Consider the following 22,496-nt stretch of genomic DNA (forward strand, 5'->3'; position numbering starts at 1 on the left):
CAAGGAAGAGTGAACGACATCGACCCCGTGGTCAAAGCTGTGATCGCGATGTTCGAGCAAGGACAGGAAAGGGCGGCGGACGAGGAGCGCCGCGCCGCGCGGGAAGTGGTCGATCGTTGGCGGGAAGCGCACGCACCCCGTTCAGCGAGCCCTTGCCCAGTCGCCAACAAGTGCTGCTGACCGCAGCCTGAACCGGAGTGTCTCCGCCGGCGTGTCTTCGCGAACCGCGCCGGCGGAGTCCTGTCGAGGCATCCTGGCACATCGACACCGGAGGTGCCGTGAAACCATCTTTCAAATTATGGTTCGAACTGGAAAACCGCTGTAACCTGCGCTGTCCTTTCTGCTTCAACCACTGGAAGTCGGGGATGTCGGCGCCCCCGTCCCCCATTTCGCACGCCGCACTGGCCGCGAGAATGTCGACTCTCCTGGACGCCATCCGGTGCACTCAGGTCGCCCTCTCGGGAGGCGAGCCGCTGCTGGCCCCACGGCTGTCCGACTGGGTGCGCCTCTTCGCGCAGCGACAGGTCCCCGTGGTCCTGACCACCAACGGGTTCCTGCTCTCCCCGCGCCGGGCGGAAGAATTGTCCGCCCTCGGCCTCAGCGCCGTCCAGATACCACTGCTGGCCGGTTCCCGCGACACGCACGACAGGCTCTCCGGGCGTACGTGCTGGGAGCGCACGATCAGCGCGCTCGTCTCCTCGCGTACAGCCGGACTCCACACCACCGTCGTGTTCGTGGCCACCGCGGAGAACGTCGGCGAACTTCCGGGGGTACTGAGCGTGGCGCGGGCGCTCGGTATCGGACGGGTGATCGTCAGCCGGTTCATAGCCTCTGGGGCCGGTGTCCTCAACGCGGCGTCCCTGGCGTTGCCGGATCGGGCCCTGGCCGAGGTACTCCTGTCCCCTGAGGTGGACGCCTTCAGCGACGACGTACAGATCTCGCTGGGCGTACCGGTAACCCTTCCCAGAGTGCCGCGCATCCTGGTGTCCGCCCGGTCCTGCGAACACGTCCCTCAGATCACGGTCGACACTTCCGGCGCTGTGAAACGCTGTAATCAGGCCGTCTCATCCATCGGCCTCACCGGTGCGCGCCTCACCCCTGAGGCAATCACCGAAGCCCTCGCACGACCCCTGCCGAAGGGGGAATGCTATTGCGCGGACCGCTTGCGGACAGCGGCCTCATCAGGCGGACAAGCGCCGAAGGGAGTCCACAGTGGACAAACAGACGATGAACGCCGCTAACCGCGCCGCGTACGCCAATCTGCGTCGGATGATCTCGCTGATGGCGTCGACCCGCCGGGGCGAGACGGTGTGGGACGACACGATGTTCACCTCCAGCATTCCCGGCACCAAGGTGGGGGCACTGCAGAATGTCGCCCTTCGGGTGGCTCCACCGGTGGATGCCGACGTCTTCCTCTGGAAGGCCGCCCGCCACTTCCACGACCGGGATTCCGGTTTCTTCCTATGGACCGACGACCGGACCGACCAGGATCTGATGCGGGCCGCACGCCGTCACGGTCTTGCGGAAGAGGGAAGCGCGGCAACCGATCCGGTGATGGCGCTCGACCGGCCGCCACCGGAGCGAACGCTGCTGGGCCAGGGTGAGATCGTGCGGGTCGCCCCGGACGATCCGTTGTCCGCACGCCTGTTCACGTCGGTGCTGGATTCCGCCTTCGCCGACGCTTCGCAGACAGTCCTGCCCCTGCTCGCCATGCACGCAGTGGAGGCCGCCGGATACCTGCTTCTGCTGCCCGGAGGAGTTCCCGTCACGTGCACCGTGACCCTGGAATGGGAGAACACACAGGGGATCTACATGGTGGGCACCCCACCGGAGCGACGGGGCCGCGGATATGCGACGGCTCTGGTGTCGCACCTCGTCGACCGCTACCAGCGAGTGCACAAGGGCATGTCGGTTCTGGAGTCGACCGAGCAGGCCGCCTCGCTCTATGCCGGACTCGGGTTCGTCCGTGTGGGTGGCGGACCCTCCTTCACCGCCACCCGGGGCCAGGCGTCCAGAATTGCGCGCGGACACCCGGCACTGACACCCGCGCGCAGATAGCGCCTCCTCAGCGCGCGAACGGGCACGCCACAGAGGCGGCAAGGCCGATGACTGCCTTGGCTCCGCTCCGTCGACTGTTCTGTACAGAACCGCACCCCGGCGGACAGGGGCGTGCCCCGCCGGCACGGGGAGAACGCCGGGCTCGGCGTCACGGTGTCGGCGGCAGGGGCGTCCCCGTCGTCGCCATGGGGGTCGGCGCTGTGCGTCGCAGGCGGCGTGCCAGGGGGACGGTCGCGGCGCCGAGGGCGAAGCCGTAGCAAGTGACGAGGCCGTGGCCGTTCTCCTGGGTCAGCCACATCGCGAGTCCGGCCGCGGGCACGCTCAGCGCCAGGAGGCGCTCCTTCATGGCGCCGCCGGTCAGCAGCAGGGCTGCCGCGAGGGTCGCGGCGAGGAAGTAGGTCGCGCCGGAACTCCCGGCGAAGTTGCGTGGGTCGGTGCTGCGGTCGCTTCCGCCGAACAGCGCGTCGATGTGCTGGGGCAGCAGGATGCCGCACGCGAACAGGACCGGCATCAGCAGTCCGCCCCAGAACCACTGGGCCAGCGCGGCGATCACCGCGAGGGTCGCGATGTTCCAGGCGGCCCCGGCCACACCGCCGTTCTGCATGAACACCGAGGTGACCACGCGCCACCAGCCGGACCTGCGCGGGTCGCTGTCCAGGGCGTCCATCGCCCCCGGCCAGCTCAGCTGGAGCACCACCGCGCCGACGGCCACGGCCGTGAGCGCGACCGCGCCGTACGGCACCGGCCGCCCGCGGAGCGTGTCCTCGCCGAGCAGCACCACGGCGCTCCTGAACATCAGCACCATCAGCGCGGCGGTGGTCAGATTGAAAACTATTGCGGACACGCAGCTCATCCCCCGGTTGCAGGACCCTGGTCACAGGTCGGCGATCACCATAGCCGAGCTCCTCGGCGGGCGCCCCGGAAGGACGGCCCGGACCGGTTCGGGCGGTGGCCGCGGCAGCGCCTCGCCCGTCGTCCCCGTACCGTTCCGGTCCGCTGCCCGGCCCCCTATCTTGAGCCCCATGACCAGCAACCCGCACGACACCGCCGGTGAACCGGATCCGTTGCGCGTCCTCGGCCTGGAGCGGCTGCGCCGTCGTACGAGCATGAAGTGGCGCACCTACCCGGAGGACGTGCTGCCGCTGTGGGTGGCCGAGATGGACGTGCCGCTCGCGGGGCCCGTGGTCCGCGCCGTCGACGACGCACTCGCCCTCGGCGACACCGGGTACCCGTACGGCACCGCCTACGCGGAGGCGCTCGCCGGGTTCGCCGTGAAGCGCTGGCACTGGGACGGGATCGACACCGAGCGCACCTCGGTCGTTCCGGACGTGATGCTCGGCGTGGTCGAGATGCTCAGACTGGTCACCGGGGCCGGCGATCCGGTGATCGTGAACTCGCCGGTGTATCCGCCCTTCTACCAGTTCGTCACGCACATGGACCGCCGGGTGGTGGAGGCCCCGCTCGGCGCCGACGGGCGTATCGACATGTCGGTTCTTGAGCGGAGCTTCCGGGGCGCGACGCCGGGCGGCGGCCGCGCCGCCTTCCTGCTGTGCAGCCCGCACAACCCGACCGGCACCGTGCACACCGCCGGCGAACTCGCGGCCGTCGCCGAACTCGGCGAACGGTACGGCGTCCGGGTCGTCGCGGACGAGATCCACGCCCCGCTCGTCGCACCGGGCGTCACCTTCGTGCCGTACCTGAGCGTGCCCGGCGCGAGCCGCGGCCTGTCGCTGATGTCGGCGTCCAAGGGCTGGAACCTGGCCGGTCTCAAGGCCGCCGTCGCGATCGCCGGCCCCGGGGCGGCCGACGACCTCGCCCGCATGCCCGAGGAGGTCGGCCACGGCCCCAGCCACATCGGTGTCATCGCGCACACCGCCGCCCTGCGCGACGCCACGGGCTGGCTGGACGCCCTGCTCGACGGGCTGCGGGCCAACCGCCGCCTGCTCGCCGAACTGCTCGCGGAACACCTGCCCGCGATCCGCACGTGTCCCGCGGAGGCGACCTACCTCGCCTGGCTCGACTGCCGTGCCCTCGGGCTCGGCGACGATCCCGCCCAGGTCTTCCTCGACCGCGGCCGGGTCGCCCTGAACTCCGGCCTCCCGTTCGGCACCGGCGGCGCGGGGCACGTCCGGCTGAACCTGGCGACCTCGCCCGAGATCCTCACCGAGGGGGTGCGGCGCATGGCGGCCGCGCTGAGGTGACCCCGGCCCGGACGCCCGGCGGGCCCGAGGACCCGGCCGGGGCCGGGGCCGGGGCGAACACCGGCCGGCCCGGGAGCCGGGCGGCCGGTGCGGCATAGACTTCCGGACATGGACGCTTCGCGGCTGGACCGGCTCGGCGCCGGCAAGTACCTGCTGGTCACCAGCTACCGCAGGAACGGCACTTCGGTCGCCACCCCGGTGTGGGTGGTCCGGGACGGTGACACCCTGGGTGTCTGGACGACCGCCGACAGCTGGAAGGTCAAGCGGATCCGGCGCCGCGCCGACGTCCTCGCCGGACCCTGCGACGTACGCGGCAACCCCACCGGCGACCAGCTGCCCGCCACCGCCGAGATCGTCGACGCGGCCACCACCGCCCGCTACCGCCGGCTCATCGCCGGCAAGTACGGCGTCCTCGGGCGCCTCACCCTGCTGGGCAGCCGGCTGCGGCGCGGCCTGGACGGCACGGTCGGGATCCGGGTGACCCTCGCGGACTGAGGGCCACCCGGGCCGTCACCGTCCTACGGCGTGTTCAGCACCGACCCGGACAGCACGAGTCCGCCCGGCTGCGGCTTGCCGGTCCGCGAGTCGATCTGCCGGAAGCGCACCGACTCCGTGGGCTCCGCGACCTTGTCCCGCACCGTCGGCACGGCGATGTCGGCGCTCGTCCGCCCCGCCGGGACCTCCACCCACAGATAGAGGCCGTCGACCTTGGACAGCGGGCGCTCCGGGTCGGGCGACGCCCCCGCGGTGTCCCGCAGCCAGCGCGCGGGCACGTCCTTCGTGGACAACTCGGGCCCGCCGGCCGGCGCGATGCCGAAGAGCACGTCCATACCGACGTCGGCCGTCCCGGACAGCGACACCCGCCACTTCAGCGACTGCCCCTCCGCCACCCGGTCGGCGAGCGGCGTCACCGTCATCGTGGGCGCGGGGTCGTCGTCGTGCACGGTGATCCCGCCCCGGTAGGAGCCGACGACGGCACCGTGCACCGCCTTGACCAGGACGTCGTACGGCACGTCCGCGCCGTGCCGTGTGTTGCCCTTCACCTCGACCGGCACGTCGATGTCGTGGCCGCCCGGATGCACCGTCACCAGCCGGTCCTTCGTGCTGCCGTCGGCCGGGTCGACGACGTACACCCGCACCTGACCGCTGCCCCTGCCCGTCACCCGGACCGGGACCCGGTAGGTACGCACGCCCGAGTCGCCCTCGTCCACCGTCTTCCTGCCGATGTCCACCCGGGGCAGCGCGGCCGCCCGTGCCGCGGGCGTCCCCGGACGCCAGCCCCAGGCGTCCATGAGCCAGGCCTGCCCGGACGCCGAACGCGACGTCAGCTCCAGTGACTTGACCGAGCGCAGATCGAATCCGCCCCGCCCGGCCGCCGTCAGCGGCATCCGGATCTCGCGCGCCCAGTAGGAGGCGGTGCGGTCACTGCCGGGCAGTCCGTCGGCGCTCACCCGGCCGAGTGCCGCCCTCCGACCGGAGGAGTCGGTGAGGGACACGTCCAGCCGGGTGCCGTGGGAGTTGGGCGGCACGAACAGGCGCAGTGCCAGCTCCTTCGCGCCGGACAGCGACACCGGCCGCGGCACGGTCACCCGCGCGGCGGTGCCGGCGCGGGTCCAGTGCAGCGCGATCGCGTGCCGGCCGGACTCCCGGCCGGTCTCCCACTGCGCGAAGTGCGGCGAGAGCCCCTTGGCGCCCCCGCCCAGACAGGCCCTGGCCGGGCTCGGGTCCACGGCGTCGCACAGGGTGCCACCGGTCACCGACACCCCGCCGTCCGGCAGGAACCCGGCGCCCCGGCCGGCTCCCACCGCGTGGCTGAGGACGCGTGCCGGATCCGCCGAGGGCGCCCGCTTCCCGGAGCCGTCGAGCAGCGGCCGTACCCGGTCGTCCCCGGCCAGGAACAGCCGTGCGGCGGCCGCGATGTACGTCGAACCCGCGTGGTGCTGCTGGTCGGCGGTGAGCCGGGTGGCGGCGTGCTTCGAGCACACCGGGTCGGGGTGCGCCGGGTCGTCGGCGAAGTCGTCCTCGGAGGGTGCCGCGGAACTACCGGGCGTCCACTCGGAGTTGAAGAAGTTGTGGTCGGCGCCGATGACGTACAGGGCGCTGTGCAGCGCGGTGCCCTCGCTGACCGCGCGGGTGCCGTCGACGTACAACTCGCCCTGGAGGTCGGAGACGTCACCGTCGCAGCCCGGCAGGATCGTCACCGACGGCACGTCGGGCACGGGGTTCTGGCCGAAGACGGTGGGGCCGATGAGCACCGTGCCGCGGATGTTCCAGCGCACCGGGCCGCGGTAGCCGTCCTGGTCGGCGGGCGGCGGGTAGAGGCTGTCCAGCGCGGCCCGGCTGACGCCCTCGCCGCCCCGGGAGTGCCCGACGAGCAGCACGCGGGACAGGTCGGCGCGGGGTGCCTCGCGTACGACCGCCGGTGCGGTCGCGGGGTGTTCGGTCCAGTCGGCCCAGCGGGCCAGATGGAGCCGGACCAGGGAGGAGCGCGCCTGGGCGCCGCCGTCCTCGGCCGCGCCGTCCTGGCCGTTGATGCCGTTGGCCGCGATCGACACGGTCACATACCCCTGCGAGGCGAGGAGTTGCTGGTCGCGCAGGTAGCCCCGGTGGCTCGGCACCGGCTTGCCGCCGGCCTTGCAGGGCCAGTCGCCTGTGGTGTCACGGCCCTTGTAGCAGGTGTAGTGCCGGCCGTGCAGGAAGAGTGCGAGCGGCCGTCTGCCGGTGGCGCCGACCGGGGCGACGACCACGCCGCGCATCTCCACCGGAGCCGCGAATCCCGGCAGCCGAACGGACTTCAGGCTGTACTCGCCCGTCCTGGTGCGGTAGTCGCCGGGCCTGCCCGGGTCCACGGCGTTCGCCGGCAGCGGGGGCGGCGGTTTGACCGCAGAGGGCGCCGCACCGGTCGTCCGGCCGTCCAACCGGTGTCCGCCGGACCAGACCTGCAGGCCCTGGAGCCCGGCCGCCCGCTGCGCGTCGAGCGGCAGCCGGAAGCCGCGTCCGTCTCCGTCCGGTTCGGGTAGCCCCAACAGCCGTCCGCCCGACCGGAACTCGACGCGTGCGTCGCCCATCGGCACCGGCCGGTCCGACCGCCACTCCAGCTGCGGAGCCGACCGTCCGCCGGCGATCCGCCAGCCCGGCGGCAGCGTCCCGCCGTCCGGTGCCGCCGACTCCCGCCCCGGGGACGGTGGCCGGGGCCCCGCGACTGCCGCCCCTGGGGGAGCTCCCGCCACCGCGAGCAACGCGGCGGCGGTGACCCATATGTGCCGGGCACGGACCACTGTTCCTCCTCGAACCCCTGCCTCGGGCGTCCCGGCCGTCCCGGGAGCCCCTCGGCACCGGAGGACGGGAGTCCGAGTCTGTGGGTTGCCTGTGAAGGAGAAGTGGTCGATCGTCTGTCCGAAACGCGCACCGGTGGCCGACGGGGCCTTGCTCGGAGGTGGCGTACGCCCGTCAGGTCCAGGCGCGGTACGGCTCGTCCAGCAGCTGGAAGACCGGCTCGCCGCGCACCGGGTCCTGGGCGGTGGACAGCCGGACCCGGTCGCCGCTGTGGATGCCGACCGGCGGGCCCATGACCCGGCCGCGCACGACGAAGCCCTCGGCCATCTCTATCAGCGACACGTTGCGCGCCGCCGGGGTGTTGCGGTGCACCACGGTGGAGTGGCGGACCGTGCCGACGCCCTCACTGCGCTCGGTGCGCAGTTCGCTTCCCTGGCACACCGGACACAGCAGCCGGTGGTACATCGAGGTGCCGCACCAGGCGCACCGCTGGAAGAGCATGGCGTCCCTGGAGTCCGCGGTGACGGGGTCGAGAACACCCGCCGCGGAGCCGGCCGCCGGATGCGAGGCGCTTGCTGAGTGGTGGAACACGCTGGTCAACTCCCTGCGCTCGGCCGGAATCCCGCGTGCCCGGCGCGACCCGCGCACGCAGCGCGCGGTGGCCGTGCCACCGCGCACGCCGACAGAGTATGGCACTGAGTGTCACTCGTAAAGGCACTCCGTACCCCTAATTTTCCCGGGGGTCACCCACGCGTCTCCGCTCAGGTGCGGCCCAGCACCGACTCCAGCTCCTGCACCACCCGCCACAGCGGGGCGTCCCGCCGGGCGACGAGGACCACCACGTCGTCCGCACCCTCCCCGTCCGCGGCCGGGCCGGCCCACACGGACGCGGGCTCGGCGGGGGAGCGGGCCGGCGCGGCAGGGCCGTCCGCGGTGTGCCCGAAGACCCGCTGCACATGGGCGAGCGCGTGGTCCACCGCCGCGCCCGCGTCGCCCTTGCCGTCCGAACGCAGCCAGGAGCGCAGGGCGTTGTTGTGGGCGGCGACCACCGCGGCCGCGACCACGTCGGCCCGCAGCGTCCCGTCGGGCCGCCCCGCGAACCGGCCGCGCAGGTACTCGGCCAGTGCCCGCTCGTACCGCCAGACCACCGACAGCTCGTACGCGCGCAGGCCCGGCACCTCCTTGGTGAGGCGGTAACGCTGTACCGAGAAGGTCGGGTTCTCCGCGTACATGCGCAGCACCAGCCGGGCCGCGTCGCACACCCGCCGCACCGGTTCCTGCTCCTCGTCGCTCGCGGCGAGGAAGGCGGTCATGTCGGCGAGGCAGCGCTCGTGGTCGGGGAAGACCACGTCCTCCTTGGAGGGGAAGTAGCGGAAGAACGAACGCCGGCCGACCCCGGCCAGGGTCACGATGTCGTCCACGGTGGTCTGCTCGAAGCCGCGTTCCAGGAAGAGCCGGAAGGCCGCCGCGACCAGGGCGTCCCGCATCGGCGGCTTCGCGGCCGGTGCCGCGCTGCTGGAGCTCATGGACGGGAACGTAGCACCCGGCCGGAATTTGTGACACTCAGTGCAGCCATGAAGGCCTCGTGGGGGAACTGAGTGCTCTGTGAAGGTCGTGCGCGAAGGATTCGCGTCGGGCCCGCCCAGCACCCCGGCCGCGCCCTCAGGCCAGGGTGACCTCGACCGGCAGCCGCTTGATGCCGTTGACGAAGTTCGAGCGCACCCGCGGGACCTCACCGGTCAGGCGGATGTCCGCGAGGCGCGGGATCAGCTCCTCGAACATGATCCGGATCTCGGTGCGGGCCAGCAGGTTGCCGAGGCACAGGTGGGGGCTTCCCTTGCCGAAGGTGACGTGGTCGTTGTTCCGCCGGGCCACGTCGAAGTCGTACGGGTTGCCGAAGACCTCCTCGTCCCGGTTGCCCGACGCGTACCACATGACGACCTTGTCGCCCTCCCTGATCCGCCTGCCGCCCAGCTCCACGTCACGGGTCGCGGTGCGGCGGAAGTGGTAGACGGGGGAGGCCCAGCGCAGGAACTCCTCCACGGCCGTGGGGATCAGGGACGGGTCCTCGCGGAGCCTGGCGAGCTGCTCGGGGTGCTGGAGCAGGGCCAGCATGGAGTGGGTGATGGTGTGCCGGGTCGTCTCGTTGCCGGCGACGACCAGCAGCAGGAAGTAGTTGTCGAAGTCCTGCGCGGACAGCGGGACCCCGTCCCGCGGGGTGGTGTTGACCAGCTTCGAGACCAGGTCCGTGCCCGGCCCGCCGCGCCGCTGCCGGGCCAGCTCCCGCCCGTACTCGAAGACTTCGAGGGAGGCCGGGGAACGGAACGGCAGGTCGCGGTACTTCTCGCTCTCCGCGCTGTGCAGCAGCACGTCCGCGTAGTCGGGGTCGGTGTTGCCGATGATGCGGTTGCCCCAGTCGATGAGCTGCTGGTTGTCCTGCGGCGGCACGTCCAGCAGCCGGGCCAGGACGTTGATGGGGAAGTCGGCCGAGACCTCCTTGACGAAGTCGAACCGGCCCTTCGCCAGCGCCGCGTCCAGCGTGGTGGCGGTCAGTCCGCGCAGGAAGTCGGTGTAGCTGTTGATGACGCTCGCGCCGAACTGGCGCTGGATCACGCTGCGCAGCGCCCGGTGCCGTACGCCGTCCAGCTCCAGGATGGACGCCCGCTTCTTGATCTGGTCCTCGTCCACCTCCTCCAGGTTGACGAACCGGGTCGAGGTGAACGTCTGCGAGTCCCGGTCGACGCGGGCGACGTCGGCGTGCCGGGTGACCGACCAGAAGCCGGAGTTGGGCGCCTCCTCCGGCTGCCAGTGCACCGGGTCCTCGTGGCGCAGGGTGTGGAACATCCGCCAAGGGGTCACCCCGTCGGTGAAGTTGCCGAGGTCGGCGAGGTTCACGTCCCCGAGGGGCATCGGGTCGTTCGCGGCGGCGGTCGGGGTCTCGGTGGTCATGCGGGGGCTCCTCGGCGTCACAGGGAGGTCACTGGTCGGGCGGGCGGGGTCACAGGTGGTAGGCGTACTCGGTGAACTCCCAGTCGGTGACGAACCGTTGGAAGCGCTCGACCTCGTTGCGCTTGTAGGAGAGGAAGGACGTGGTGAAGTCCTTGCCGAGGATCTCGGCCAGGGCGGTGTCCGCCTCCAGCGCGTCGAGCGCGGCGGACAGGGTCGTGGGCAGCGGCGCCGACCTGGTGGTGTCGTAGCCGTACCCCTCCAGCGGGGGCGGGGGCTCCTCGCCGGCCAGCACGCCGAGCAGGGCGGCGGCGACCGTGCCGGCGATCGCCAGGTAGGGGTTGGCGCTCGCGTCACCGAGCCGCAGCTCCATGCGGGCGCCGCTGCCGCGCTCCGGCGGGATACGCACCATGGCGCTGCGGTTGTCCATCCCCCAGTCGATCAGCCAGGGCGCGAGGGTGTCGGGACCGAAGCGCTTGTACGAGTTGACCGTCGGGTTGAGCAGGGCGGCCAGGGCGGGGGCGTGCGCGAGGACGCCGGCCACGGCGTGGCGTGCGGTGGCGGCGAGACCGTGCGCCCCCGCCGGGTCGTCGAAGGTGTTGCGGCCCTCGGTGTCGTCGCAGGACAGGTGCAGATGGAAGCCGGAGCCGCCGGCGTCGTTGAACGGCTTGGCCATGAAGGTGGCCAGCCGGCCCTCGCGGCGGGCGAGTTCCTTGACCGCCGCCTTGAAGCGGAAGGCGCGGTCGGCGGCCGACAGGGCCCCCGAGTGGATCAGGTTGATCTCGAACTGGCCGGCGTCGAACTCGTGGTTCCCGCTGATCACGCCGATCTTCAGATCACGCACCTGGCGCAGGGTGCGCAGCAGGTGGTTGTCCGGGTCGGCGCGCAGGCCGGCGGTGTAGACGACCCCCGGATCGCGGGCGTACCGGCGCCAGCCGCCGCCGGGGGCCTGTTCGCACAGGTAGTACTCCAGCTCCGGTCCGACGACGGGCCGCAGCCCGTGCTCGTGGCAGCGTTCCAGGACCGTGCGCAGCAGGTCGCGGGGCGACTCGGGCGCCGGTGATCCGGTGGCCGGGTCCACGACCTCCGCGAGGCAGGCGGCGACGCCCGGCTCCCAGGGCAGAGCGGTGAGCGTGCTCAGGGCGGGGCGTACGGCGATGTCGGGCAGCCCCGCGTCCAGGCCGCCGCCGACCGGGACCACGTCGCCCTGGGGGCTGGTGTGGTAGACGGCCCGGCAGAAGGCCAGCCCGTGCTCCATGGCCCGGGGCAGCTCCTCGACGAGGACGTCGCGCGCCCGGTCGGTGCCGATCAGGTCGGGATAGGTCACCCGGACGACATCGATGCCGTCGGCGGTGAGCCGGTCCATGTGGCGGCGGACTTCCTGGATGTCATGAGCGCTCACCGTTGTCTCCTGGGGCGGATCGGGGCACCTCCGGGACGCGTTGTCGGGGAGGCGGGTGGCGTGGGGAGGGGGGCCGGGGCGGTGGGGGAGAGGCCCCGGGGCGGGCGGGTCCCGGACGGCCCCGGTGTGTTGTTTGAAGCCAAACGGTATGGAGCGCCGGGCCGGACCGCAAGGTGTCGACGGCAAGAATTTATCCATCCGGATAGGTATTGACCAGAGGGTGGCGGCTGCCTACCTTGTTTGAAGCCAAACGAGTTCGGGGGGCGGTCACCGCCTCCCGTTGGCCGGGGCCCTTCCTGAGCCGGACGGGCCCCACTTCTCCCCCTTCACCTCCACTCCGCGCGGAGTGGATGCGACGCCCTCACCCTCAGGAGGACCGGCCATGAAGGTCGTCGTCGACATGAACAAATGCCAGGACCACGGGCAGTGCGTCTTCGCGGCCCCGGACGTCTTCCAGCTCGACGCCGACGGTCACCTCGTCCACGTCGCCGAACCCGACGACGCCCTGCGCGACGAGATCGAGGAGGCCGCCGACGTCTGCCCGCTCCAGGCGATCCGGATCGAGGACTGACCGATGAGCGGTCGCATCGTCGTCGCCGGCGCCTCCATGGCCGGACTGCGCGCAGCCGAACAGCTCCGCGCGGCCGGCTGGAGCGGCACGATCACTCTGATCGGGGACGAACCCCACATGCCGTACAACCGGCCGCCGCTGTCCAAGGAGGTCCTGGCGGGCCGGGCGTCCTTCGAGTCGCTGGCCTTCCGCCCCCGGGCGAGCGTCTCCGACGTGGAGTGGCGCCTCGGCCGGGGGGTCGTCGCGGCCCGGCCGGCCGAGCGGGCCGTCGAGCTCGACGGCGGCGAGGTGCTCTCCTACGACGGTCTGGTCGTCGCCACCGGCATGCGGCCCCGCCGGCTGCGCTGCCCGGGCCCGCTCACCGGCCGCCACACCGTGCGCACCCTCGCGGACGCCCAGGGCCTGCGCGCGGCGCTGACCCGTCCGGGCGCCCGGGTGGTCGTGGTCGGCGCCGGCTTCATCGGCTGCGAGGTCGCGGCGACCGCCGTCGGACTCGGCGTCGCCGAGGTCACCGTCGTCGACCCGCTGCCGCTGCCCATGGCCGGTCCGCTCGGCGACCTGCTGGGCCGGGCGCTGCTGAAGCGGCACGAGGAGCGCGGCGTGCGCTTCCGCCTCGGCACCGGCGTCCGGGCCTTCGAAGGCGATCAGGAGGTCACCGGCGTGGTCCTGGACGACGGTTCGGTCCTGCCCGCGGACGTGGTGGTCGAGTCGGTCGGTTCGCTCGCCAACACCGAGTGGCTGGAAGGAAACGGGCTCGACCTGACCGACGGCGTGCTCACCGACGAGCTGCTGCGCGTCGGCGGCCGCCCCGAGATCGTCGCGGTGGGCGACGTCGCCCGCTTCCCCAACGCCCGCTACGACGGCGTGCCCCGGCGGGTCGAGCACTGGTCCATCCCCACGGACACCGCCAGGCACGCCGCGAGGACGCTCGTCTCCCATCTCCTCGAAGACGACGGCGATTCGGCGCCCTTCGCGCCCCTGCCCACCTTCTGGAGCGACCAGCACGACTTCCGGCTGCAGTCCTTCGGCGCGCCCGCGCTCGGCAAGGACGACGTGCGGATCCTCGACGGCGAGCCCGACGGGGACGTGCTCGTGGGCTACCACCGAGCCGGCCGCCTCGTCGGCGTCGTCGCCCTCGGCGGCCCGGCCGCCGCGTCCGCCGCCGCGCGCCACCGCGCGGAACTGCTGAAGCAGCCCGCCCCCACCGCTTAAGGAACCCCCGCCATGACCAGTGTCCGTGGTTACTTCCACCCCAAGACGGCGAGCGGTGCCTCGTCCCTGATCCCCTCGCCGCCGTGGCGCTACTCGGGCGACCTGCTCACCGTCGAGTACCGCACGGATCCCGCACGGGTGCGCGAACTGCTCCCCGGTCCTCTGGAGTTGGCGGACGAGGATCCCGGTGCGGTCGCCCTGATCTGGGCCGACTGGCAGTCGTGCTCGGCTTCGGGGCACGAACTGCTCGACCCCGTGCTCGCCCAGTACAAGGAGGCCTTCGCGGTCGTCCGCTGCAAGTACCGGGGCCGGACGTACACGCGGTGCGTGTACATCTGGGTGGACAAGGACTTCGCGATCGCCCGCGGACTGCACCAGGGGTACCCCAAGAAGCTCGGGTCCATCCACCAGACGCGGCCGCACCCCTACGGGCCCGCTCCCCGCATCGAGGCGGGGGCGCGCTTCGGCGCGACGCTCGCCGCCGCGGACCGCAGGCTCGCCCAGGCCGTGGTGACACTCCGGGAACCCTCCGGGACCAACGGCTTCGTCAACGGCCACCCCATGGCCCACCACCGCTGGCTGCCCTCGATCGAGAAGGGCAAGGGCCTCGCGCTGGACGAGCTGATCGAGTCGGGCGCGGCCTCCTTCGAGGGCGGCCGGCCCTGGGTCGGCGACGCCGAGCTGGAGCTGTTCGAGGCGCCCACGGAAGAGCTGGCCCGGCTGGAGATCCGCGAGCCGATCGCCGCGTACTACCGGCAGGTGGGCGTGGTGTGGGACGGCGGGCGGCTGCTGGAGTCCGGCACGTCCGCGACGGGTGCCGACTGATGCCGGTGACCGGCCGCGTCGTGGCCGTACGCGAAGTGCCCCGCACCCCCAGGGGACTGCACATCCCCGCGTTCTTCTGGAGCCCTACCGATGACTGACAGGATCCACGTCGCCGAAGTGCCCGTCGACACCCGGCACTGGATCGGCGGCGAGCGCGTCGCCTCCACCGGGACCTTCGCCGACCACTCGCCCATCGACGGCGCCCACCTCGGCGACATCGCCCGCGGCGGACCCGCCGAGGCCCGGGCCGCCGTGGCCGCAGCGAAGGCGGCCTTCCCCGGCTGGGCCGCCACCCCCCGCGCCGAACGCGCCCGCGTCCTGCACGCCATCGCCGACGGCGTGGAGAAGCGGCTGGAGGACCTGGCCGTCGTGGAGACCACCGACAACGGCGCCCTGCTCCGCTCACATCGCCGGGGCGTCATGCCCCGGGTCGCGCACAACTTCCGCTTCTTCGCCGACCGGCTGCTGACGCTGGACCACGAGGACTTCGAGACGCGCGGCCACCGCAACCACGTCAGCTGGGACCCGGCAGGCCCCTGTGTGCTGATCACCCCGTGGAACGCCCCGCTGATGCTGGCCACCTGGAAGGTCGCGCCCGCACTCGCGGCGGGCGACACCGTGGTGCTCAAGCCCGCCGAATGGTCCCCGCTGACCGCCTCGCTGCTCGCGGACATCGCGGCCGAGGCGGGACTGCCCGCCGGTGTCCTCAACGTGGTGCAGGGCCTCGGCGCCGAGATCGGCGACGCCCTCACCTCGCACCCCGACGTGCGCCGGATCAGCTTCACCGGGTCCGTGCCGACCGCCGGCCGTATCGCCGCCTCGGCCGCCGCCCACCTCACCCCGCTCAGCCTGGAACTCGGCGGCAAGTCGCCGCTGCTGGTCTTCGCCGACGCCGACCTGGACCTCGCCGTCGACCTCGCGGTGGAGCAGTACGACAACGCCGGCCAGGTCTGCCTCGCCGCCACGCGCCTGCTCGTGGAGGAGCCGGTCGCCGAGGAGTTCACCCGGCGCTTCGTGGCGAAGGCCGCACGGCTCAGGCAGGGCGACCCCCGTGACGAGGCCACCGACATCGGCCCCAACATCCACCCCCGGCAGCTGGACAAGATCGACGCCTTCGTGCGGCGGGCCGTGGCGGCCGGGGCGCGAGCCGTCATCGGCGGCCACCGGAAGGACGGCCAGTACTACGCGCCGACGCTCCTCACCGACGTCGCCCAGGACTCGGAGATCGTCCAGGAGGAGGTCTTCGGGCCGGTCCTGACCCTGCAGACCTTCACCACCGAGGAGGAGGCCGTCCACCTCGCCAACGACACCCGCTTCGGCCTCGCCGCCACCGTCGTCACCGGCGACCGGGAGCGCGCCGGACGCGTCACCGCACAACTGGTCGCCGGCACCGTCTGGGTCAACTGCTTCTTCGTCCGCGACCTGCGGGCACCCTTCGGCGGCTCCCGCCTCTCCGGCGTCGGACGCGAGGGCGGCACCTGGAGCTTCGACTTCTACTGCGACCTGAAGAACACCGTCACCGCCCCGAAGGGATGGAAGGACCATGGGTGAGATCGTCGGGGCGGGGCTGCTCGCCCACGTCCCCACCATCGTGCTGCCGGAGGCCGACCGCCTGGCGCTGAACGGGGGCAAGGAGATCACCCTCGTCACCGGCCTGCGGCAACTGCGCGCCGACGTGTTCGAACGCGACGACTACGACACCGTCGTCGTCCTGGACTCCCACTGGGCGACGACCGTGGAGTTCGTGGCGACCGCCCAGCGGCGCCGGGCCGGCCTGTTCACCTCCGAGGAACTGCCGCGCGGCATGTGCCGGATGCCGTACGACTTCCCCGGCGACCCCGAACTCGCGCACAACATCGCCTCGTTCGCCGGCAGGCACGGCACCTGGATCACCGCGATCGAGGACGACCACCTGCCGATCTACTACGCCACCATCAACCTCTGGAAGTTCCTCGGCGAGGGCCTGCCCGGCAAGCGGTGGGTGACCATCGGCGTCTGCCAGACCGGCGACATGGAGGACCACCTGCGGCTCGGCCGCGCACTCGCCGACGGCATCGCCGCGACGGAGGGCCGCCGGGTGCTGCTGATCGCCTCCGGGGCGCTCTCGCACACCTTCTGGCCGCTGCGCGAGCTGCGCGACCACGAGGCCAGCGACCCGGTGCACATCTTCACGCCCGAGGCCCGCGCGGCCGACGAGGAGCGCATCGCCTGGTTCAAGGAGGGCCGCCACGACAAGGTCCTCGACACCATGGACGAGTTCTGGAAGTTCCGGCCGGAGGCGAAGTTCTTCCACTACCTGATGATGGCCGGCGCCCTCGGCGAGCAGGCCTGCACCGCCCGGGCCCGCCAGTACGGCGAGTACGAGAACTCCGTCGGCACCGGCCAGGCCCACCTCTGGTTCGACCGCCCGGCCGACGGCTGGACCGGCACCGGACTGCCCGCCGCCCCCGCCCCGCGCACTCCCCACAGCCGCGTCTAGCCGTACCGAGGAGCCCTCATGCCCGAATTCCGCCGCATCCTGCTCGACGGAGCCGCCGTCCAGGTCACCGTCGACGGTGACGAACTGGTCGCCGGCGACGGCCGCCGCGTCAGGACAGAGGACGCCCGGCACCTGCCCCCGGTCGTCCCCTCCAAGATCATCGCGGTCCACCTCAACCACCGCAGCCGGGTGGAGGAGTTCCGGATCGACCTCCCGGACACCCCGACCTACTTCCACAAGCCGACCTCCTCCCTCAACTCCCACCGGGGCGCGATCGTCCGCCCCGAGGGCTGCAGGTGGCTCAACTACGAGGGCGAGGTCGCCATCGTGATCGGGCGGACCGCGCGGAACGTCTCCCCGGACGAGGCGGGGGAGTACATCGCGGGCTACACGGTCGCCAACGACTACGGACTGCACGACTTCCGCGACACCGACGCCGGTTCCATGCTCCGGGTCAAGGGCTCCGACACGCTCTGCCCGCTCGGCCCCGGCCTCGTCACCGACTGGGACTTCCACGGCAAGCGGCTGCGGACCCACGTCAACGGGGAGGTCGTACAGGACGGGTCCACCGACGAGATGAAGTGGGACATGCACTACCTCGTCGCCGACATCGCCCGCACGATCACCCTGCACCCCGGTGACGTGCTGCTGTCCGGCACCCCCGCCAACTCCCGTCCCGTCCGGCCCGGCGACGTCGTCGAGGTCGAGGTCGAGGGCCTCGGCAGGCTCGCCAACCACATCGTCACCGGACCGGCCCCGGTCCGCGGCGACGTGGGCGCCCAGCCCACCGAGTCCGAGGAGGTGCTGTCCACGGCGCTCGGCGGCGACTGGGAGTTCCGGGGGATCCGTCCCCCGCGGCGGTGAACCGGGGACCCCGCGCCGCCGGGCCTGCGGGTAGGGTCGCCGCCATGACCGAATCCGCCGAGCCCCGGCAGGACGCTCCCGGCGAGGGCGCACCGGACGCCACTCCGGCGCCCCCGCGGGACGCCGCCGGCGAGCCCGCGCGGGACGGCGTCGCCGGGGGCGCCGCGGAACGCGGGGCGCGCAAGCGGCTCGGTTACGGCGAGGGGCGCGAGGCGCTGCTGCGGGCCGCCGTGCGGGTCGTGGGCCGCCGTGGACTGCGGCACCTGACCTACCGGGCCGTCGCCGAGGAGGCGGGGGTCACCCACGGTCTCGTGGTGCACCACTTCGGTTCCCGCGACGCGCTGATCGAGGAGTCCCTGGCCCACGCGATCCGCACCAGCCTCAGCAGCAGCCTGCTGGAGCCCGGCACCGGCCGCCCCGAGGACTTCGTCACCGGTCTGACGGACATGGTGGAGGAGGACGCGGACGGTCAGGCGTACCAGTACGAGCTGCTGCTGGAGGCCCGCCGCCGCCCGGAGCTGCTGCCGCAGGTCAGGGAGCTGTACGAGGAGTACTTCGGCGCCTCGCGGCGCGAGCTGGACCGGATACTGCCGCAGGGCGTGAGCCCCGCCCTCAACCGGGTGGTCTTCGCCGCCCTGGACGGTCTCGTGCTGCACCAGCTGACCGGGATCTCCGACCGTGCCCAGACCGAGGCCGGACTCGCGGAGCTGCGCTCCCTGCTGCGCGCACTGGGCGAGCGGCCGCCCGGCGACACCCACTGAGCGTGTTCTGAACGGAACCCCCCGTCGCGGTCGCGCCGGGGGGTTCGTCGTGCGATCCCACAGTCCCTGTCCGGTCCGTGAATTCCCTGGGCCAACCCCTTGCCATGTGGATAGTTCGGGCCCACGATGGGGCAACTCGTTTGGCTCAAAACGAAATCTCCCTCCCCTCCTCAGCAGGTGATCAGAGTGGACAGTCAGACGGTCGACGCAAGCCCCCGGGCCGGAAAAGCCCCCCAACCCGCAGGAACCCTCAAGCGCGACGCCCTGGGGGTCCTGGGCATCCTCTTCTTCGTCCTCTCCGCCCAGGCGCCGCTGACCGGGATCGCGGGCGCCGTCCCGATCGCCGTCGCGGTCGGCAACGGAGCCGGGGCCCCCGCCGCCTACGCGGTGGCCGGAGCGGTGATCCTGCTGTTCTCGGTGGGCTTCGTGGCCATGGGCCGGCACGTGGTCGACGCGGGCGCCTTCTACACGTACATCGGCAAGGGCCTCGGCCGGACCACCGGAAGCGGCAGCGCCGCCGTCGCCCTGTTCGCCTACTGCACGGTCCAGGCCGCGATGTACGGCCTGTACGGCTTCACCGTCGCCGGGCTGGTCGGCCACTACACCGGCCTCCACCTGGCCTGGTGGGTCTGGTCGCTGGTGACCATGGTCGTGGTCCAGGCGCTGGGCGCCGCCGGTATCGAGCTCGGCGCCAAGGTGCTCGCCGTGTTCGTGCTCGCCGAGTTCAGCATCCTGCTCGCCTTCGCCCTGGTGACCCTGTTCAAGGGCGGCGGCCCCGAGGGCCTCGACGTCGCCGGCACCTTCTCGCCGAGCGCCGTCCTGCAGGGCGCCCCCGGCGTGGCCCTGATGTTCGCCGTCGCGTCGATGTTCGGCTTCGAGGCCACCGCGATCTACGGCGAGGAGGCCCGCGAGCCGCACCGCACCGTCCCCCGGGCCACCTACCTCTCGGTCGTCGTGGTCACCGGCTTCTTCGCCTTCACCTCGTGGATGCTCGTCTCCTCGTACGGCGCCTCCAAGGTCACCGGGGCCGCGGGGAAGGCCCTGGCCGGCGGCGACTCCACGGTGTTCGTCTTCGCGCCGATCGCGCACCTCTTCGGCGGCTGGGCGAACGACGTGCTGCCCGTCCTGCTGGGCACCTCGCTCTTCGCCGGGATCCTCGCCTTCCACAACTCCGCGAACCGCTATCTGTTCTCCCTCAGCCGCGAGGGCCTGCTGCCCCGCCGGCTGCGCTCCCTCAACCGGCGCCGGTCCCCCTGGGCGGCCGGTGTCGTCCAGACGGTGATCGCCGCGCTGCTGGTGATCCCGTTCGCCCTCGCGGGCAAGGACCCCGTCCTCACCCTGTTCTCCTGGTTCAGCGGCGTCGGCGTCCTCGCCTGCATGCTGCTGTACTTCCTCACCTCGGTCTCCGTGATCGCCTTCTTCCGCCGCGAGCGCCTCGACACCCGGCGCTGGAACACGCTGATCGCCCCCGCCCTCGGCGCCCTCGGGATCGCCGCCGTGATCTGGGTGATCCTCACGAACTTCACCACCCTCATCGGCGGCGACGCCACCACCGCCACCTGGCTCGTCGGCGCCGTGCCCGCCGTGCTGCTCCTGGGCGCCGGGACCGCACGCCTGGTCCGCGCCCGGACCATCGCCGACCGCTGACGTACCCCCGCCGGGCCCGGCCCCCTCACGGGGCCGGGCCCCGTACCTGGACAGGAACACCATGCTGGACGCCACCCATGACGAACTGCTGCGCCGGGCCAAGGCACTCGACCTGCCGGCCGAGCACCACATCGACGGAACCGGCGAACCCGGCGGGGGGCCCGTGTTCGCCGTCGTCTCGCCCCGCGACGGACAGACACTCGCCGAGATCGCCGACGCCGGGCAGGCCGAGGTCGACCACGCCGTCGCCGCCGCCCGCCGCGCCTTCGACTCCGGCCCCTGGCCGCGCCTCGCCCCCGCCGAACGGGGCCGCGTCCTGCTGCGCATGGCCGAACTCCTCGAGGAACAGCGGGAACGGCTCGCCCTCACCGTCACCCTGGAGATGGGCAAGCCGGTCACCGACGCCCACGACATCGAACTGCGCGCCGTGATCAACACGTTCCGCTGGTACGGCCAGCTCGCCGACAAGCTCACCGACGAGTCCCCGCGCACCGCCCCCGACGCCCTCGCCCTCGTCACCCGCGAACCGGCGGGCGTGGTCGGCGCGGTCGTCCCCTGGAACTTCCCCCTCACACTGGCGGGCTGGAAGATCGCACCGGCGCTCGCGGCGGGCTGCACCGTCGTGCTGAAACCCTCCGAGTCGTCCCCGCTGTCGGCACTGCTGCTGGGCCGCATCGGCACCGAGGCCGGGCTGCCGCCGGGCGTGCTCAACGTCGTCACCGGCGACGGCCCCACCGCGGGCCGCGCGATCGGCCTGCACCCGGACGTCGACGTCCTCGCCTTCACCGGCTCCACCGCCGTGGGCCGGCACTTCCTGCGCTACTCCGCCGACTCCAACCTCAAACGGGTCTGGCTCGAACTCGGCGGCAAGTCGCCCAACATCATCCTGCCCGACGCCCCCGACCTGGACCGGGCCGCGGCCACCGCGGCCTGGGGCATCTTCTTCAACCAGGGCGAGATGTGCACCGCGCCCTCCCGGCTCCTCGTGCACTCCTCCGTCGCCGAACGCGTCACCGAGGCCGTCGTGCGCCGCGCCCGGGAACTGCGCGTGGGCGACCCGCTCGACCCGGCCACCGAGATGGGCGCCCTCGTCGGCGAGGCCCATCTCGGCCGCGTCCTGGACCACGTCACCACCGCCGAGGCCGAGGGCGCCCGGCTGCGCACCGGCGGCACCCGCATCCTGACCGAGACCGGCGGCAGTTACCTCGGCCCCACCGTCTTCGACCAGGTGGACCCCGCCATGCGGCTGGCACGCGAGGAGGTCTTCGGACCGGTGCTCTCCGTTCTCACCTTCGACGACCTCGACGAGGCCGTGCGGCTCGCCAACGCCACCGAGTACGGCCTCGCCGCCGGCCTGTGGACTTCCGACCTGTCGACCGCCCACACGGTCTCCCGCGCGCTCAGGGCGGGCACGGTGTGGGTCAACTGCTACGAGGAGGGCGACCTGACCGTCCCCTTCGGCGGCATGAAGCAGTCCGGCAACGGCCGCGACAAGTCCGCGCACGCCCTGGAGAAGTACACCGAGCTCAAGACGACCTGGATCCAGCTGTGACCCACCGCCCGCTGATCGCCGTACCCGCCCGCTTCTCCGCCACCACCTCCGCCCTGCGGTACGCCGCCGAGGTCAACGCCCGGGCGCTCGTCGAGGCCGTGTGGCGGGCGGGCGGAGAACCGGCGGGCATCCACCCCGCCGACAGCGACGTCGCCGCCCGGCTCGCCCGCTTCGACGGCGTCCTGCTCCCCGGCGGCGGCGACCTCGCTCCGCACCGCTACGGCGCCGCCACCACCCACGACACCGTCTACGACGTCGACGACCTCCAGGACACCTTCGATCTCCGGGTCGCCCGGCACGCCGTCGGCTCCGGCATCCCGCTGCTGGCGATCTGCCGCGGCATGCAGGTCGTCAACGTGGCCCTCGGCGGCACCCTGCAGCAGGACATGGGCGGCCCGGAACGCGAACACCGCCACCTCCTGCACCCGGTGCGCATCCGCACCGGCACCTTGCTCGAACGGGCCACCGGCGCCGAGAAGGCGGACGCCTCCTGCTACCACCACCAGCGCGTGGAACGCCTGGGCCACGGCCTCGGCGTCACGGCCACCGCCGCCGACGGCACCGTGGAGGGCCTCGAACTCGGCGATGCCGCGGGCTGGTTCACGGCCGTGCAGTGGCACCCCGAGGACACGGCACACGAAGACCCCGCCCAGCAGGGCCTGTTCGACGCCCTGGTGCGTGCCGCGGGCGCCCGCACCTGAC

The 22,496-nt window shown here is 72.5% G+C and carries 21 protein-coding genes; 15 read left to right on the plus strand and 6 right to left on the minus strand.

Features of this window, described 5'->3' with window-relative positions; translation table 11 throughout:
- The first annotated feature begins 9 nt into the window (after positions 1-9).
- From ACZ7FF_RS11605 to ACZ7FF_RS11615, 3 genes are all read left to right on the plus strand, one after another.
- Positions 10-180, plus strand: a complete 171-nt coding sequence (locus ACZ7FF_RS11605; RefSeq protein ID WP_470811508.1) for a hypothetical protein — start codon at positions 10-12, stop codon at positions 178-180.
- A gap of 98 nt (positions 181-278) precedes the next feature.
- Positions 279-1,241 carry a radical SAM protein gene (locus tag ACZ7FF_RS11610; RefSeq protein ID WP_470811510.1) on the plus strand — a complete coding sequence of 321 codons (963 nt, stop codon included), beginning with the start codon at positions 279-281 and terminating at the stop codon, positions 1,239-1,241.
- Positions 1,213-2,058 carry a GNAT family N-acetyltransferase gene (locus ACZ7FF_RS11615; RefSeq protein WP_470811511.1) on the plus strand — a complete coding sequence of 282 codons (846 nt, stop codon included), beginning with the start codon at positions 1,213-1,215 and terminating at the stop codon, positions 2,056-2,058. Before ACZ7FF_RS11610 ends, ACZ7FF_RS11615 begins: the two co-directional genes overlap by 29 nt.
- A 148-nt stretch (positions 2,059-2,206) precedes the next feature.
- Here the strand turns inward: ACZ7FF_RS11615 and ACZ7FF_RS11620 are convergent, their stop codons facing one another.
- The gene (locus ACZ7FF_RS11620) at positions 2,207-2,911 is read right to left on the minus strand and encodes a hypothetical protein (protein ID WP_470811513.1); all 705 of its coding nucleotides are present in this window, start codon (positions 2,909-2,911) and stop codon (positions 2,207-2,209) included.
- A gap of 169 nt (positions 2,912-3,080) precedes the next feature.
- On the opposite strand from ACZ7FF_RS11620, the gene ACZ7FF_RS11625 reads away from it, so the two are divergent.
- The gene (locus tag ACZ7FF_RS11625) at positions 3,081-4,259 is read left to right on the plus strand and encodes a MalY/PatB family protein (protein WP_470811515.1); all 1,179 of its coding nucleotides are present in this window, start codon (positions 3,081-3,083) and stop codon (positions 4,257-4,259) included.
- Between the two features lie 108 nt (positions 4,260-4,367).
- On the plus strand, positions 4,368-4,754 hold the full coding sequence (locus tag ACZ7FF_RS11630) for a PPOX class F420-dependent oxidoreductase (protein WP_470811516.1): 387 nt from the start codon (positions 4,368-4,370) through the stop codon (positions 4,752-4,754).
- A gap of 23 nt (positions 4,755-4,777) precedes the next feature.
- Here ACZ7FF_RS11630 and ACZ7FF_RS11635 read toward each other — a convergent pair whose 3' ends face one another.
- The 5 genes from ACZ7FF_RS11635 to ACZ7FF_RS11655 all read right to left on the minus strand — a co-directional run bounded on the left by ACZ7FF_RS11635 (position 4,778) and on the right by ACZ7FF_RS11655 (position 11,883).
- Positions 4,778-7,537 carry a hypothetical protein gene (locus tag ACZ7FF_RS11635; protein WP_470811518.1) on the minus strand — a complete coding sequence of 920 codons (2,760 nt, stop codon included), beginning with the start codon at positions 7,535-7,537 and terminating at the stop codon, positions 4,778-4,780.
- A 172-nt stretch (positions 7,538-7,709) separates the two neighbouring features.
- The gene (locus ACZ7FF_RS11640) at positions 7,710-8,126 is read right to left on the minus strand and encodes a Zn-ribbon domain-containing OB-fold protein (RefSeq protein ID WP_470812221.1); all 417 of its coding nucleotides are present in this window, start codon (positions 8,124-8,126) and stop codon (positions 7,710-7,712) included.
- A gap of 170 nt (positions 8,127-8,296) precedes the next feature.
- Entirely contained in the window at positions 8,297-9,061 is a 765-nt protein-coding gene (locus ACZ7FF_RS11645; RefSeq protein ID WP_470811520.1) for a TetR family transcriptional regulator, read from the minus strand.
- Between the two features lie 136 nt (positions 9,062-9,197).
- Positions 9,198-10,484 (minus strand): cytochrome P450, encoded by a 1,287-nt coding sequence (locus tag ACZ7FF_RS11650; protein WP_470811521.1) that lies wholly within the window; start codon positions 10,482-10,484, stop codon positions 9,198-9,200.
- Positions 10,485-10,533: 49 nt separating this feature from the next.
- Positions 10,534-11,883 carry a glutamine synthetase family protein gene (locus ACZ7FF_RS11655; protein WP_470811523.1) on the minus strand — a complete coding sequence of 450 codons (1,350 nt, stop codon included), beginning with the start codon at positions 11,881-11,883 and terminating at the stop codon, positions 10,534-10,536.
- Between the two features lie 382 nt (positions 11,884-12,265).
- Here ACZ7FF_RS11655 and ACZ7FF_RS11660 point away from each other — a divergent pair, with 382 nt between their 5' ends.
- From ACZ7FF_RS11660 to ACZ7FF_RS11705, 10 genes are all read left to right on the plus strand, one after another.
- Positions 12,266-12,454: a ferredoxin gene (locus ACZ7FF_RS11660; protein ID WP_470811525.1), complete on the plus strand. Its 189-nt coding sequence runs from the start codon at positions 12,266-12,268 to the stop codon at positions 12,452-12,454.
- Between the two features lie 3 nt (positions 12,455-12,457).
- The gene (locus tag ACZ7FF_RS11665; RefSeq protein WP_470811526.1) at positions 12,458-13,666 is read left to right on the plus strand and encodes an NAD(P)/FAD-dependent oxidoreductase; all 1,209 of its coding nucleotides are present in this window, start codon (positions 12,458-12,460) and stop codon (positions 13,664-13,666) included.
- A 12-nt stretch (positions 13,667-13,678) separates the two neighbouring features.
- Positions 13,679-14,491, plus strand: coding sequence for an acetoacetate decarboxylase family protein (locus ACZ7FF_RS11670; protein WP_470811528.1), 813 nt, complete (start codon positions 13,679-13,681; stop codon positions 14,489-14,491).
- 90 nt (positions 14,492-14,581) lie between these two features.
- On the plus strand, positions 14,582-16,042 hold the full coding sequence (locus tag ACZ7FF_RS11675; protein ID WP_470811530.1) for an aldehyde dehydrogenase: 1,461 nt from the start codon (positions 14,582-14,584) through the stop codon (positions 16,040-16,042).
- Positions 16,035-16,970: a 3,4-dihydroxyphenylacetate 2,3-dioxygenase gene (locus ACZ7FF_RS11680; RefSeq protein ID WP_470811531.1), complete on the plus strand. Its 936-nt coding sequence runs from the start codon at positions 16,035-16,037 to the stop codon at positions 16,968-16,970. Before ACZ7FF_RS11675 ends, ACZ7FF_RS11680 begins: the two co-directional genes overlap by 8 nt.
- A gap of 18 nt (positions 16,971-16,988) precedes the next feature.
- Positions 16,989-17,834, plus strand: a complete 846-nt coding sequence (locus tag ACZ7FF_RS11685) for a fumarylacetoacetate hydrolase family protein (protein ID WP_470811532.1) — start codon at positions 16,989-16,991, stop codon at positions 17,832-17,834.
- 44 nt (positions 17,835-17,878) lie between these two features.
- The gene (locus ACZ7FF_RS11690; RefSeq protein WP_470811534.1) at positions 17,879-18,595 is read left to right on the plus strand and encodes a TetR/AcrR family transcriptional regulator; all 717 of its coding nucleotides are present in this window, start codon (positions 17,879-17,881) and stop codon (positions 18,593-18,595) included.
- Between the two features lie 186 nt (positions 18,596-18,781).
- A complete protein-coding gene (locus tag ACZ7FF_RS11695; protein ID WP_470811535.1) occupies positions 18,782-20,242 on the plus strand; it encodes an APC family permease in 1,461 nt (486 codons plus the stop codon).
- A gap of 61 nt (positions 20,243-20,303) precedes the next feature.
- Positions 20,304-21,794 (plus strand): aldehyde dehydrogenase, encoded by a 1,491-nt coding sequence (locus ACZ7FF_RS11700; protein ID WP_470811537.1) that lies wholly within the window; start codon positions 20,304-20,306, stop codon positions 21,792-21,794.
- Positions 21,791-22,495, plus strand: a complete 705-nt coding sequence (locus tag ACZ7FF_RS11705) for a gamma-glutamyl-gamma-aminobutyrate hydrolase family protein (protein WP_470811538.1) — start codon at positions 21,791-21,793, stop codon at positions 22,493-22,495. The genes ACZ7FF_RS11700 and ACZ7FF_RS11705 overlap by 4 nt, the downstream gene beginning before the upstream one ends.
- Position 22,496: the final 1 nt, after the last annotated feature.

Source organism: Streptomyces sp. NPDC037126 (assembly GCF_055605965.1).